14 protein-coding genes are annotated in these 13470 nt (G+C 68.7%); 4 read left to right on the plus strand and 10 right to left on the minus strand.

What is annotated here, in order from left to right:
* Positions 1-67: 67 nt before the first annotated feature.
* Positions 68-679 carry a TetR/AcrR family transcriptional regulator gene (locus D892_RS0127250; protein WP_024804274.1) on the minus strand — a complete coding sequence of 204 codons (612 nt, stop codon included), beginning with the start codon at positions 677-679 and terminating at the stop codon, positions 68-70.
* A 113-nt stretch (positions 680-792) separates the two neighbouring features.
* On the opposite strand from D892_RS0127250, the gene D892_RS0127255 reads away from it, so the two are divergent.
* The gene (locus D892_RS0127255) at positions 793-1446 is read left to right on the plus strand and encodes a hypothetical protein (RefSeq protein ID WP_024804275.1); all 654 of its coding nucleotides are present in this window, start codon (positions 793-795) and stop codon (positions 1444-1446) included.
* A 77-nt stretch (positions 1447-1523) separates the two neighbouring features.
* Positions 1524-3020, plus strand: a complete 1497-nt coding sequence (locus tag D892_RS0127260) for an alpha/beta hydrolase (RefSeq protein ID WP_051499911.1) — start codon at positions 1524-1526, stop codon at positions 3018-3020.
* A gap of 7 nt (positions 3021-3027) precedes the next feature.
* On the opposite strand, the gene D892_RS0127265 is transcribed toward D892_RS0127260, so the two are convergent.
* A complete protein-coding gene (locus D892_RS0127265) occupies positions 3028-3744 on the minus strand; it encodes an SDR family oxidoreductase (RefSeq protein WP_369801775.1) in 717 nt (238 codons plus the stop codon).
* A gap of 93 nt (positions 3745-3837) precedes the next feature.
* Here D892_RS0127265 and D892_RS0127270 point away from each other — a divergent pair, with 93 nt between their 5' ends.
* Positions 3838-4719: a LysR family transcriptional regulator gene (locus D892_RS0127270; protein WP_024804278.1), complete on the plus strand. Its 882-nt coding sequence runs from the start codon at positions 3838-3840 to the stop codon at positions 4717-4719.
* Here D892_RS0127270 and D892_RS0127275 read toward each other — a convergent pair whose 3' ends face one another.
* Positions 4720-5619 carry a TetR/AcrR family transcriptional regulator gene (locus D892_RS0127275; RefSeq protein WP_024804279.1) on the minus strand — a complete coding sequence of 300 codons (900 nt, stop codon included), beginning with the start codon at positions 5617-5619 and terminating at the stop codon, positions 4720-4722.
* Positions 5620-5932: 313 nt separating this feature from the next.
* Between D892_RS0127275 and D892_RS0127285 the strand changes: the two genes are divergently transcribed.
* Entirely contained in the window at positions 5933-6730 is a 798-nt protein-coding gene (locus tag D892_RS0127285) for an SDR family NAD(P)-dependent oxidoreductase (RefSeq protein ID WP_024804280.1), read from the plus strand.
* A gap of 6 nt (positions 6731-6736) precedes the next feature.
* Here the strand turns inward: D892_RS0127285 and D892_RS0127290 are convergent, their stop codons facing one another.
* The 7 genes from D892_RS0127290 to D892_RS0127330 form a co-directional block, all read right to left on the minus strand.
* Positions 6737-7912: a phosphotransferase family protein gene (locus D892_RS0127290; RefSeq protein ID WP_232236184.1), complete on the minus strand. Its 1176-nt coding sequence runs from the start codon at positions 7910-7912 to the stop codon at positions 6737-6739.
* Between the two features lie 15 nt (positions 7913-7927).
* Entirely contained in the window at positions 7928-8353 is a 426-nt protein-coding gene (locus D892_RS0127295; protein WP_024804282.1) for a hypothetical protein, read from the minus strand.
* A gap of 31 nt (positions 8354-8384) precedes the next feature.
* Positions 8385-9119, minus strand: a complete 735-nt coding sequence (locus D892_RS0127300; protein ID WP_024804283.1) for a hypothetical protein — start codon at positions 9117-9119, stop codon at positions 8385-8387.
* A gap of 147 nt (positions 9120-9266) precedes the next feature.
* Positions 9267-10064: an AAA family ATPase gene (locus D892_RS0127310; protein ID WP_024804285.1), complete on the minus strand. Its 798-nt coding sequence runs from the start codon at positions 10062-10064 to the stop codon at positions 9267-9269.
* 26 nt (positions 10065-10090) lie between these two features.
* Complete coding sequence (locus D892_RS0127315) at positions 10091-11620, minus strand: nitric oxide reductase activation protein NorD (protein WP_024804286.1); 1530 nt, start codon at positions 11618-11620, stop codon at positions 10091-10093.
* Positions 11621-11828: 208 nt separating this feature from the next.
* Positions 11829-12437 carry a TetR/AcrR family transcriptional regulator gene (locus D892_RS0127325; protein WP_024804287.1) on the minus strand — a complete coding sequence of 203 codons (609 nt, stop codon included), beginning with the start codon at positions 12435-12437 and terminating at the stop codon, positions 11829-11831.
* 274 nt (positions 12438-12711) lie between these two features.
* Positions 12712-13158, minus strand: coding sequence for a hypothetical protein (locus D892_RS0127330; protein WP_024804288.1), 447 nt, complete (start codon positions 13156-13158; stop codon positions 12712-12714).
* Positions 13159-13470 lie beyond the last annotated feature (312 nt).

Genomic DNA, 13470 nt, shown 5'->3' on the forward strand with positions numbered 1-13470 from the left:
GCCTCCGAACCACTGTGCCAAACCACCTCCGGCGACGTGCCGCCGCTCCGGCAACGGTGCACCTGGGCTACGAGGGTGGTCGGAGGATGGCGTCGACGGCGGTGTACAGGGTTCGGGTTTCGGATTCGAGGATCGAGTCCTCGGCGGGGAGTGCTCGCTCCATCGAGAGTCCGTTGAGGACCGTGCACAGGAATCTGGCGCGCCGTGCGGTGTCGCCTTCGGTCAGTGCGCCTTCGGCGGTGAGGACCGTCAGCCAGTACTCGACGCGGCGCTGTCCCTGCTGCTCCATGGCCAGGTATGCGGCGCGCCGCTCGTCGGTCGGCTCGGGAGTGATGAAGGCCTCGGTGACCTTGGCCCAAGCCTCGCGCGCCTGCCGGCCCACTCCGGCGGGCGCGATCACCTGCCGGAGACATTCGACCAGCCGGTCGCGGGCCGGTTTCGAGCGGTCGTGGATGATCTGGTTGTCGGGGAGGGCGACGTCGTAGATGGTGGTGAGCACCACGTCGCGTAGCTCGCGTTGCGTCGGGAAGTGATACCGGAGCGAGCCGGTGCTCACCCCGGCCCTCGCCGCGACCGCCCGCACGGTCAGTGCTGCGCCGGCATCCTCGCCGATCATCTCCGCGGCCGCCACGATGACCTTCTCTCGGGAGCTGAGACCGCGCTTGCCCTGGTTCGTCATCTCGACCACCTTCTCACATCCGACTAACACAATGTACTAGCACACTGTGTTAGTGTTGCGCCGACGCCGGTAGTACAGCGTGTTAGTCCATGTCCGGGAAATAAGGAGAAGTCGTGTTCGAGGAGAGGCGGCGGCGTAGGGCCGCCCAGCGCGTGAAGGGCGGGGACGGTCGGGCTCTCGAACGTTTTCGCTGGTGGCAGCTGCCGGGCCGGGCGCTGTTCCATCTGGGGCCGCAGCGAGGTGACGGCCGGCAGTGGGCGTACGCCGTCGATGTCCGGCATTGGCAGAACCAAGGGTCCGGCGACGTGAAGGCGCACTTGTATCTCGACGGCAGGCATCACGCCGAGTCCAAGCTGCCCGCGCTCTTTCCCGTCGAGGGCGGCGCGATCGAGGTGGCGATGAGCGGCTTCGGGATCAAGCGGTGCCACTACGTCGGCGTTGACGGCACCGAGCGGCAGCTCGTCCCGGACCCTCGCTCGGCCGAGGGACGCCGCGCCAACCTCGACCGCAAGCACCCGGTGGTGAGTCGGTCGATCGGCTTCGTCTCGCTGGTCATGCTGCTGATCGGCGCGGCACTTCTCGCCGTGCAGATTATCGAACCCGTTTCCGCGATCCCGCCGATCGCCGAATCCATCGGGAGCTTCCGATCGCCGATCAGCCTGCCGGTGTGGCTCAACATCGCACTCGGGCTCGCTGCCGCGCTGGGCAGCACGGAACGGGCGCTCCGCCTGCGTTACAACTGGCTGCTCGACGGCGCGGCGAACTGATGACGAGACGAATTGACTGTGCCCCTGCGGCACCGGGTGGAGTTGTGGCGGTATCGGCACGAGTGCGGGAGATCGGAATGATTCGAAGAAGTAGCGCGGTACTGGCGGCCGCCGCGATCGTAGCGGGGGCGTTGGTCGCGGCACCGGCCTCGGCCGAAGAGAACCCGGCGGCACAGGTGCAGTGGGGTGCGTGCCCCGCGGAGGTCGCCGCCGAATCGCCCGAATTGCAGTGTGCCACTGTGCCGGTGCCCGTGGATTACTCCGCACCGGACGGCGGCACGATCGATCTCATGATCTCGAAAATGCCCAGCACCGATCCGGCCGGGCGGCGCGGTGTGCTGCTGCTCAATCCCGGTGGGCCGGGTGGGTCCGGGTTGACCATGGCGACGCTGCTCGCGTCGAGAGGGCTGCCGGAGAGCGTCCGGGACAGCTATGACCTGATCGGCATGGATACCCGCGGCATCGGCCACTCCGCGGCGGTGAGCTGCGGCTTCACCATCGATGGCAAATACACCGGCAATATCCCGCCGTATGCGGTCGACGACGCGGCGGTCACCGAGCAGGCGAAGGTCGCCGAGGATGTCGCCGACCGGTGCGCGGCCAACGACAAGGACGGCCGGATGCGCACGCTGTCGACGGCGAACATGGCCCGCGACCTCGACCGGATCCGGGCGGCGCTCGGCGAGGAGAAGGCGAGCTTCTACGGCGCGTCCTACGGCTCGGCGCTCGGCGCCGCGTATGCGTCGATGTTCCCGGAGCGGTCGGACCGGATCGTGCTCGACAGCAACCTCGCGGATACCTATCTCGATCAGGACGGAATCCGCCGGTTCGCCCTCGGCGCCGAGGATACGTTCCCGGCATTCGCGGCATGGCTCGCGGAGCGAGACGGCGAGTACCACCTGGGTTCGACGCCGGATGCGGTGCGCGAGAAGTACTTCGAACTCGCGGAGCATCTCGACAAGACCCCGATGCCCGACCTCGACGGCCGAGCCTTCCGGTTCATCACCTACTTCGGGCTCTACAGCCCGGAGAAATACGGCTCGACCGCGGACATCTGGCGGTCGGTGCGCGACAACGACGCGGAGGGCCTCCGGCGGGCGCTGGGGGTGGACGGCGCGGCGCCGCCCGCGACGGGGCCGCACCCGGTCGACAACTCGTGGTCGGTGTTCATCTCGGTGACGTGCAACGACGTCGCGTGGCCGAAGGGGGTCGAGCCGTACCGGCGCGCGGTCGCCGAGGATCGCGGGAAGTACCCGCTCTTCGGCGCGGCCGGTGCCAACGTGATGCCGTGCGCCTTCTGGCACAACGAGCCCGCGGAGCCGCCGGTCCGGGTCGGCAACCAGGGGCCGAACAACGTCCTGCTCGTGCAGAACCGGCGAGATCCGGTGACGCCGTACCGGAATGCGGAACTGCTGCGCGAGAAGTTCGGTGACCGTGCGCGTTTGGTGAGTGTCGACCAGAGCGGCCACGGCGCCTATGTCCTGCACGACAACGCCTGCTCGAAGGCGACGGTCACGGCCTTCCTGGTCGACGGAACGATGCCGGCGGACGACCTGTCCTGCCCGGCAGGCTGATCCGGGCTCACCAGGGGACGACGCCCTCGTCGTCGAAGAAGCCGCCGCGCGGTCCGTCGTCCGGCAGGGTGGCGAGCCGGATCGCGATGGCGGCGCCTTGCGCGGGTGTCCTGGGTGCGTCGAAGCCGGTGAAATCGGTGGCGACGTAACCGGGACAGCCGGCGTTCACGATGATGTTCGTGTCGGCGAGGCGGCGGGCGTACTGCGCCGTGACGCTGTTGAGCATCGACTTCGACGGTGCGTACGCGGCCAGGATCGGGCCGGTCCGCAGTGTCAGGGAGCCCATGTTGCTCGACATGTTGACGATGCGCGGCGAGTCGGCACGGGCGAGCAGCGGGAGCATCGCGTTGGTCACCCGAACGACCCCGAACACGTTCGTGTCGAGGACGGAGCGGACGACGTCGAGATCGAGCGTCGTCGGGTCCTGCGCGCCACCGTCGGTCCGGCCGCCGATGCCCGCATTGTTGACCAGCACATCCAGCCGTCCTGCCGTCTGCTCGACGGTCGCCGCCGCCGCGGTGACGCTGTCGTCGGAGGTGACGTCGAGGGCGACCCCGAACGCGTCGGCGCCCGCGGCACGCAGCCGCCGGACGGCCTCCTCGCGCCTGGCGTCGTCGCGGGCTCCCACCGCGACCGTGAAGCCGATCGCTCCGAGGCCCTGGGCGATGGCGAAGCCGATTCCCTTGTTCGCGCCGGTGACCAGCGCGGTCTTCGTGTCGTTCACGCGGTCCATGGTCGGCGGGCCGCGCGCTTGCGGTCCAAGACCGATCCGGTTCGGTGCGATACCCGCCAGGTATCAGCCGGGTAGGCTTCTCGTGTGGACGACCTCGAGACCCGCGAGCTCCGGTACTTCGTCGCCGTCGCCGAGGAATTGCACTTCGGTCGCGCCGCCGACCGGCTCGGGATCGCGCAACCGCCGCTCTCCCGGGCGATCCGGCAGCTGGAGCACCGGCTCGGCGTCCGGCTCTTCGACCGCGATCGCCGCGGCGTGGCGCTCACCGAGGCCGGCCGGGCGCTCCTGCGGGAGGCCCGAGCGGCCCTCGATGCGGTCGCGGCCGCCGCGCGCCGGACGCGGCGTGCCGGAAATCCGGAGCGGCCGCTGGTGCTCGCGACGAAGGCCGGGGCGTCGCACGAGCTGCTGAGCCGGCTTCTCGACGTGTGTGCGGGCGAACCCGGCGTGCCACCCGTCGAGGTCCTCCTGTGCGAGGTCGGCGAGCAGGCGGGGCTGCTGCGCGACGGGCACGCCGACGTGGCGCTCATGCATCGCCCGTTCGACGACCTCGCCGGGTTCGATACCGAAAACCTCTGCGTCGAAGGCCAAGTCGCGATCCTTCCCGCGAAGCATCCGCTCGCGTCGCGCGAGCGGCTCACGCTGGCGGATGTCCGCGATGTGCCGGACCTGCCGATCGCTCGATGGCCGCGGCTGGACGGGACCTACCCGGACGGGCCCGGACCGGAGGTGCACACCCAGTCGAAACTCGCTCAGCTCGTGGCGCTCGGTAGGACGCTGCTCGTCATCCCCGCCTCCAGCCGGGCCTGGCAGTGGCCCGAACACGTCGCGGTACCCGTCGTCGACGCGCCGGACGTCACGACGGTGATCGCGTGGCCGCCGCACAGTCGATCCGCGGCGGTTGCCGCGGTCGTCCGGGCGGCGGCCGGGATCGGCGACGCCGAACTGTCTTCGCCCGCAGCGATATAACTACTTTCGCGCGGCCGCCTTGGCGGGACGGCGGGGTGATGTCTTGGCCGTCGTGGTCCGCTTGGCCGTCGTCTTCTTGGCGGGTGCCTTCGCGGCCGTCGTCGTCTTCTTGGCTGTCGTCTTCGTGGTCGCGGCCTTCGTGGTCGCGGCCTTCGCCGGGGCCTTCTTGGCGGCGGACCTCTTCGGCTTGGTGGCCGAGCCGGATTCGATCAGCCGGGCGGCGTGCTCCAGGACGCAGTCGAGGCCGTACTCGAAGTTGCGGTCGTCGGGGGCGCCGCTGTGCAAGCCCTTCGAACTCGCTTCCGCCAGTAGGGGAGTGGTGTCGGGGGAGATGGTGAGGTTTTCGTAGTAGGCGCTCGGGCCGGCCTCGGATTCCTTGTTCTTATCGTAAAGGCGTTGCAGCACAACGGTTCCGTGGACATGCAGCTGGACCGCCGAGTAGGTGTCGACGGCGTCGTCCAGCGACAGCCCGGCCTCGACGAGGTTGGCGATCACCTGCTCGGTCTGGCGGGCGCCGAGCTGCGCGGCCTCGGGGCTCAGCGCCGACCTGATCAGGATGAGATCGCAGAGGATCGGGTTGCCCCGGAACGTATCCCGCATCGTGCGAGCGTGCCTGCGCAGCGACTCCTGCCAGCCGCGGGCCTCGACGAACGGGGTGACGAAGTCGACGTACTGGCGCAGGGCGCGGTCGGTCATCGCGTTGAGCAGGTCGTCCTTCTTGCGGAAGTACCAGTAGATGCTCGTGACGCCGACGTCGAGATGCTTGCCCAGCATCGGCATGCTCAGGTTGTCCAGCGACACCTGCTCGGCCAGCTCGAACGCACCGTCGAGAATATCCTCGGGATTGAGGGAACCGCGCTCGCGCCGCGGTCGTTTCTCCGCGGTTGCCCGCTTAGCCATGTTCGTGACCACCTCCGTGAAGTCCGCTCCGATGCAGCTGTTTCCGGTCCGGGGGACCGGCGGGGAACACCGATCGTACACGTAACCGTAACGCATACCGCTAGGTCTTCTACCGGCGCGTTGCCGGCGCCGGGGCGGTGTAGCCGCGGGTGTGCCGAGGCGAACGCTCCGCGGATTGCTACGGAATATAATACAGTAAGTGTATCGGTCACTGTGCCGGCCGACGGCAGGAGAACGCGTTCGCTGCATGCCGGAGGCCCTGTCGGCAGTTGCCGCAGCGGAACTCGAGAACAACGGAAGAAGCGGTAGTGCAATGGATTTGGGGTTGAAGGACGCCGCCGCGGTGGTGGTCGGCGGCAGCCGGGGAATGGGCCTGGCCACGGCGCGCTGCCTGGCCGACGAGGGCGCCCGGGTGGCCGTGGTCGGCCGCTCCCGCGCCGACCTCGACAACGCGGTCGGTGATCTTGCTCACCGAGGCAGTCCGGACGCCCTCGGCCTGGTCGCGGACGTGCGCGACACCGCCGGGATCGATGCCGCGTTCGCCGAACTCGGAAGTCGCTGGGACGGCCGGCTCAACGTACTGATCAATACCGTCGGGCCGACGGTGCAGGGCCGCTTCGACATGCTGACCGACGAGCAGTGGCACGAGGCCGTCGACGACGGCGTGCTGTCGATGACCCGTTGCGTGCGCGCGGCACTGCCGCTGCTCCGCGCCGCCGACTGGGCCCGGATCGTCAACTTCTCGGCGCATTCGACTCAGCGCCAGAGCATTCCGCTGGCGGCCTACACGGCCGCGAAGGCGATGCTGACGAGCGCGTCGAAGAATCTGTCGCTGCTGCTCGCCCCGGACGAGATCCTCGTGAACGTGGTGTCGCCCGGCACGTTCGTCACCCCGTCGCTGATCGGCTGGGCTCGCTCGGTCGGTGTCGAGAGCGACGACCCCTACGAGCTGATGTCCGCGATCGCCGGCCACTACGGCCATCCGGCCCAGCTGCCCCGCGCGGGCCGCCCCGAGGAGATCGGACCGGTCGTCGCATTCCTCGCCTCGCGACGGAACTCCTACATGACCGGAGCGGACGTCAACGTCGACGGCGGCTCCGACTTCACCTGAGCCCCGTCACACCTGCTTGCCGTCGATCAGTGCCGCCAGTACGTCGAAGCTGTCGTGCGCCGCGACCCCGGCGACCGCGCGCTCGACACCGACCCGCGACACCTCGAACGGCTGCATGCGCTCCCCGGCCTCGGCGGTGCAGACGGCGGCGAGGAACAGTTCGGTGATCGCCGCCCGATACAGCGTCCACATCCGCTCGGCGTCGACACCGATACCGGCGGCGTCGAGCCGGGCGGTGTAGCGCTCGACGAGAGCGCGTTCGATCCGTCGCAGCAGCACCGGCTCGACCGAGGCATTCGCGAAGTAGGCGATATCGCGGATACCCGCACCGGCCGTCGCGATCTGCCAGTCCAGCAGTCCCGGCCCGCCCTCGGTGAAGAAGAGGTTGCCCAGGTGCGGGTCGGCGTGGATGAGCGTCCGCGGTTGCGCGGCCCAGAAGGTATCGATAGCGGCGCTGCGCCGGTAGAAGATTCGGCACCGTTGCTTCATCGCGTCGGGGACGAGATCGGCGGCATGCCCGGTGATCTGCCCCAGGAACTGCCGGCGGATGAGATCGCCGAGGCGGATATCGGCCGCCGTCCGCACGGCGAGCGGACGGAGATCACCGGCGAACCGGCCGGTCCCCCAGAACGCGGCATGCAGATCGGCCATGGCGTCGACGACGGCCTCCGCCTCGTCCCGCGTCACCGTGTCGACAACGGTGCGGAACTGCGCCACCTCCGAGAGATCCTCCAGGACCAGAATGTTCCGCCGCCGAATCCGATCATGCTGCGCCACATGGCATCGCGGCACCCGGACCGGCGGATTCGGACCCAGCGCGCGGTAGGCGTGCACCTCCCGGGTCCCCAGCCGGAAGACGTTCATCAAGACGTGCTGAAGATAATCCCGCGGCGGCAGTTTCACGAACAACTGCTCCGGAATATCGCCGCGATCGGATTTCACGGCCATGCGAGCGCGCGCCGCCGTGCCGGAGCCGGACTCCAGCACGCGCACCGAGTCGATCGCGCCCGGCGGAGCACCGAGCGCGGTCGCGAGCCAGCGTGCGGTGATCTCCTCGGCTCGCCGCGGAATAGCTGCCGGGCCGGGCACGACGCGATCGAGCCCGGCCCGAAGCCCTTCTCGCGCAGCCAGTCCCACAGCGAGACCCGTCGTGAACCATCGCACGCTCATGAGCGCGCCCACCGGCACGACGCTGCCTCAGGGGTGCCCGGCCTGCTGCCGGGCGATCCGCTCGTCGTGGTTGCGGACGAGCTCGCGATAGCCGATCCGCTTCCATTCCGGCTTGGGCTGGACGCCCCACTGGTCCCGGGCCGTGGTCTGGCCCTCGGCCTCCGGCTTACCACCGAGCGGCGGCGCGTTGAACGCACCCTGCTCGCATTCCAGGGTGTCGTCGGAATAGCGGACCTTCATCATCTCGTCGCAGATCTCGGTGAGCGACAAGGTGGGCCAGCCGTACCAGAGCGCGAGCGCGGGCACGGTCAGCGATCCCTCGACGACCAGGGCGACCAGGCAGACGAGAATGCCCCGCTTGAGCCACCTGTGCATTCTCGCGAACGGCGCGGTGGTGCCGAGCGGTAGTTCCGGCTCCGGCGAGGTCTCGGCGGCAGATGGTTGAGTGCTCATGATGTTCTCCTGGCGCACAGGGTGATTCGGATCAGTCGGAGAAGATTTCCCGGTTGACCGTGTGGAGGTAGGGGATGGCGAGGAACGGTGTGATGTAGAAGATGTCGTACAACCACCATCCGGTCACCGGCAGTACGACGCCGTCGAAGCGCACGTCGGCGTACATGGTCATGTTCACGACGTAGCCGATCCAGATCACCACCCCGAACCAGCAGGTGACGATCAGCCACTGGTGGCCCCAGCGCTTCATCTGCAGGAAGGCGATCGCGGCGGCGACCCGCATCGGGAAGACGGTGAGGATCAGCGCGACCTCCCAGCCCTTCTCACCGGGCGCCCCGGCGCCGCCGATGCCCAGCTCGTTGTAGTGCCAGAAGTAGCCGGCGTCGACGAAATTCCCCCAGGCCGTGAAGAATACGCGGGTGACCAGGGTGTGGCTGGCGAACAGGTCCAGCACCCAGCCGATGCTGTTGAGGAAGGCGTCGAGGATCACCAGGTAACCGATCAGCGTGACGATGATCGGCCGTACCGACAGGCCGTCGCGTTGTGCCTTGCGCTGCAACCACACTCCGCGCAGGAAGAACGGGAGGCCGATGAATCCGAAGATGAAGGTGCCCATCAGTGCGGTGCCGGTGGTGAGCCAGCGGTCGGCCCGGCGCTGCGCCCGGCGGCTCTCGTCGTGGTGCTCGTCGTAGGTGACCGAGGCATTCCCGTTGGCCCCCGGTGCTTTTCCGGCACCGCGGCGCCGGGTGAAGGTCGGCATGTTCATGAGCGCACCTACCAGTCCCTGGTCATGTACATCTGTAACTGGATGAGAAACATCGCCAGCAGGAATCCGTAGATGGCGATCTGGAAGACGATCAGCGCCCGGCGGCGCTTGCGGTCCTGTTCGTTCATAAAGGTGTCCTCCTGGTGATCACACCGGTGAGTCGTCCGCGGCGAGCAGGCTTGCCGCCGCTATCTCACGCAGACCTTCGTGAATGGCGCCGTCGCCGCTCAGCGGCGCCAGCACGCATGCCTCGGCGGCCTCGAGCTCGTCGGCGCCCGCGGCGACCAGCCGCGCCGCGGCCACCAGCACGCGGGTCGACGGCGGCTCGAAGTGGAAGACGTCGTCGGCATGGCGAATGGTGTTGGCGCAGTGGACGAGTCGCCGGGCAACCGGCAACGCGACACCGGACTCCTCGACCAGCACCTCGGTTTCGCGCTCGGCCGGCAGGTAGTCCATGGCGAGGGTGACGAAGCGCTGCCGGAACGACGGCTTCAGCTCCTTGAGGGAGCTGCGATACGCCGGGTTGTACGAGCAGACCAGCATGAACGACGCCGGCGCCGCGACCACCTCGTCCGCGCGGTCGAGAAACAGCGTGCGCCGGTGGTCGGTGAGCGAATGCAGTACGGCCAGCGAATCGTGCCGGGCCTCGACCACCTCGTCCAGATAGCACAGCGCACCGGACTTGACCGCCCTGGTCAGCGGGCCGTCGGTCCAGGTGACGTCGCCGCCGGACACCAGGAACCGGCCGACGAGATCCGAACTGGTGAGATCGTCGTGACAGCTGATCGTGACCACGGGCCGGCCGAGCAGATGGCCCATGTGCTCGACCAGGCGGGTCTTCCCGCACCCGGTCGGTCCGGTGAGCATGACCGGCATCCGCTGGTGGAAGGCGCGCTCGAACAGCTGCACCTCGGTGCCCGTGGCAAGGTAGAAATCGGTATTCACCGGAGAACCTCCCGAGGATTGATTCGTCATGGGGCGACCAACTCTCGGTGCACCCGGGCCAGCACCCGGGGCAGCTCGTCCACCCGCCGGATCCGGTGGGATCGGCGCGCCCCGAACACCTCCGGAAGCGGATCGACCCGAGTCGGGCCCACGCCGAGGTAGTAGATCGAGACGCCGGCCTCGTCGGCCTCCTCGACGGCATGCGCGACATCCGCCCAGGCGTAACGCCCTTCGTAGCCCTCGTCGGACATCAGCCCGTCCCCGATCACGAGCAGCAGCCGTCGCTCGGACGGCTGCGCGAGCAGGCGCCGGGTCAGGTGCCGCAGTGGCGCCCCGAGCCGGGTGTAGCCGCCGGTGCCGAGCCCGAGACCGCCCGGATCCACGAAACGCGGATCGCCGAAGTCCTTCAGGCACCGAACCTCGACCCGATGCCGGGTGTTGCCGGTGAAGACGAACAGGCCGTGCCGTTCCCGGGCCAGCGCCATGGCACGCGAGAGCGCGTCGGCGCAGTCCAGCTCCAGCCGGAAGATCCGCCCGCCGTGCACGCCGAGCGAGGAACTGCCGTCCAGCAGCACCGCCGTGGTGACGTCGCGGGACGCGGGCAGCAGCTCCCGGAACACCCGCGGCTCGGAGGCCGCGCTCGACAGCGCGTCCACGTAATGACCGACGTACCGGTCGATGTCGAGATCCGACCCGTCCTCCAGGCCGCCGCGGAGGGCGCGATGCGTGTGTGCCTCGAACCACCGCCGGATGTCGGGGGAGACCGGGGCGACCGGGCGCGGCCGTGTCGGGTGGCCCAGCTCCAGCACCGCGACGTGGTCGCGCAGAAAGCCTTTCGTCCAGAGGTTCCACTCCGGATAGGGCAGTCCCGCCCGCCGATCGGCCCGAATCTCGGGCTCCTCGTTCTCCGGCCGGCTCGGCGGGGGCAGGTTCGTCGTCCGGTTGCCGCCGTCCCCGCCGATGGGGACCGACCACACGCGATAGCTGTCGCTGCGCTTCGACGTCCAGGGCATCCGGGCGTACGCCCGGCGCGCGGCCACGGCCAGGCTGCCTCGCGCGGGTGCCGCGAGCGGCAGCGTGCCCAGCAGCGGATGGCCGGAGAACTCCCGTCTGGACCGTGCCAAAACCAGTGCGCGGTCCAGCATCTCGTCTCCGTCGAGAGCGGGATCGGTGAGTTCCAGCTCGGGCAGCAGCCGCCGCAGTTCGGGCAGCAGGCCGGGCAGCTGTTCGGCGATCCATCCCGCGGCCACGCCGCCCTCGACGAGCGACAGGGCACCCAGCTCGCGCGGGGACAACTCGTGCAGCGGGTATCCCGCCATACGGTCTTTCGAGGGCGAACATTGCAGCGCCACACCGCATGTCAGCGTCCTGCGGGTCCACTCCGGGGACAGCGGCGGGTACGGGACGTGCACCACATCGCGGGCGGCGTTCAGGCCGAAGCCGCGGCGTTCACCGGTCACCAGCCGGACCCCGTCGCGGCGGCGACCGGAGAAGGCGACAGCCGTGACCGCACAACTGCGCTCGACGAACAGGCCGGGCGCACCGCGGGCGTTCACGGCGAACCTCGCAGCGCGAGACTTGCCGTGCCGGGGCGCCTCAGAAGGTGCCGATGTTCTTCATGATCCAGTACCAGAAGGCGATGATCAGCAGTACCGCTCCCCAGGCGAGGGCGATCCGTACGAGGTCCAGCAGCATTGTCTTCTCTCCGTCCGTGCGGGTTCGAGTCGGCGGGATGCGTGTCGAACGTGGTTCGTGGTGCGCCGTTCATCGCGGCTCCAGGCTGCGCAGGATGGTGACGAGGTAGTTGTCGAGGACGCTGTCGCGCAGCGCTTTCGACCCCGACGTCGTGGTCAGCAGCGCGTAGAGCCCGATCAGGAAGAACACCGCGCTGTGGTAGGGATCCACGGCGATCTCGGCCTCGCCGTTCTCGCGGGCGCGCCGGATCTCGTCGACCACCAGCACGATCACGGGATGTTCCCGCCACTCGTCGTCCAGCGGGCGGGCCGGCGAGAAGTGAATGGCGAGCATCTCCTTGAACAGGAGGTTGCCCAGCCGTCCTTCCAGATTGGCCACCAGCCGGATGGTCTTGCGCAATGCGGACGGCAGATCATGGGGTTTGTCGAGGAACCGGGACAGCTCCTTGGCTATCCGGGCCTCCTCGCGGGTCTCCAGCTCCAGCAGCGCATGCTCTTTCGAGGGGAAGTGGAAGTAGAAGGTGCCCCGCGCCACGCCCGCGGCCTCGGCGATCGTGCCGATATCGGCATCGGCCATGCCGACGTTCATGAACTCGGCGATGGCCGCGTCGAGGACCCGCTGCCGCGTCCGCAGCCGCTGGGCCTCCCGCCCGCCGGGCTTGTCCTGCACTTCGCTCATGGGCGATTCCACATTTCCGCTGCCGACGTGCGCGGGGGTGGAGTCGCACGCGGCGCTGACGATGCCGAGATGATCTCTCCGGCAGATGATTTCGACTTCCCGGGACGTAGCTCGCGTCTCGGTGTCGTTAATACTGACAGATGTCACTGAATCGCGTCAATGGAATCGGGAAATCTTCCCCGAGAGAGGGATGTATTCCGGGAGAACGGCATTCAGCACCGAACCCGTGTGGCGCACGGGGCGCCAGAAGGGTTCGGGGGGAGCGGAAGGACCGTCAGGCCACCAGGTCGTCCGGTTCGACGGGGGCGAAGAACGCGTTCATGCCGCCCGGCGTCAGTGCGTCGCCGAGCGCGACGAAGTCGTAGGACAGCCGCGGACTCCACGCGATCCGGCCGACCTCGGCGAGCGTCTGGTGCCGGCGGCCGGGAAGCAGTACCCGGTGCAGCCGGATGAGGTCGGCGTCCAGCGAACCCGCCCGCTGCTGCGCATAGCTGATCATCAGATGCAGGCACAACTGTTCGGCAGGGGTGCCGGGATGCGGATCGAGCCCGAGCGACAACCTCTGGTGCAGGGTGTCGAAGGTCTGCTCGATGTAGTACAGGAAGACCGGCCGCGGGCTGTGCAGCAGCTTCGCCCGCACCTGCTCGGCCAGCGCGTCGCCGGCGCCGAGCAGTATCCGGACGGTGCGCGGTGTGAGACCGGGAATAGTGTTGTCGCTCATCGTCTCTCCTCGCAACGCCACACCGCACCCGGTGCGCACCGGAACCGCGTCATCGCGCGGCTACCGGCTCGGCCACTGTGCCACCTTGGACTGTAAGGCATTCAGTATCTTGTTCGCAAGGAAACGGGTGGATCGGAGGCGGTGATCGCGTCTCCCGGCGGCGGTGTGCCGGTGGTTGCCTCGCTGTCCGGGGCGATCCGCGACCGGAGAAGGGGGCGCCGCGCATTCCGATTCGGCGGAGCGCGACTGCTGTTACAGTTTCCATTACTGGAGTATCAACTGTCTGGGGGTCCTCACCCGCTGTGGCGCACG

The organism is Nocardia sp. BMG51109 (assembly GCF_000526215.1).
Taxonomy (GTDB): Bacteria; Actinomycetota; Actinomycetes; order Mycobacteriales; family Mycobacteriaceae; genus Nocardia.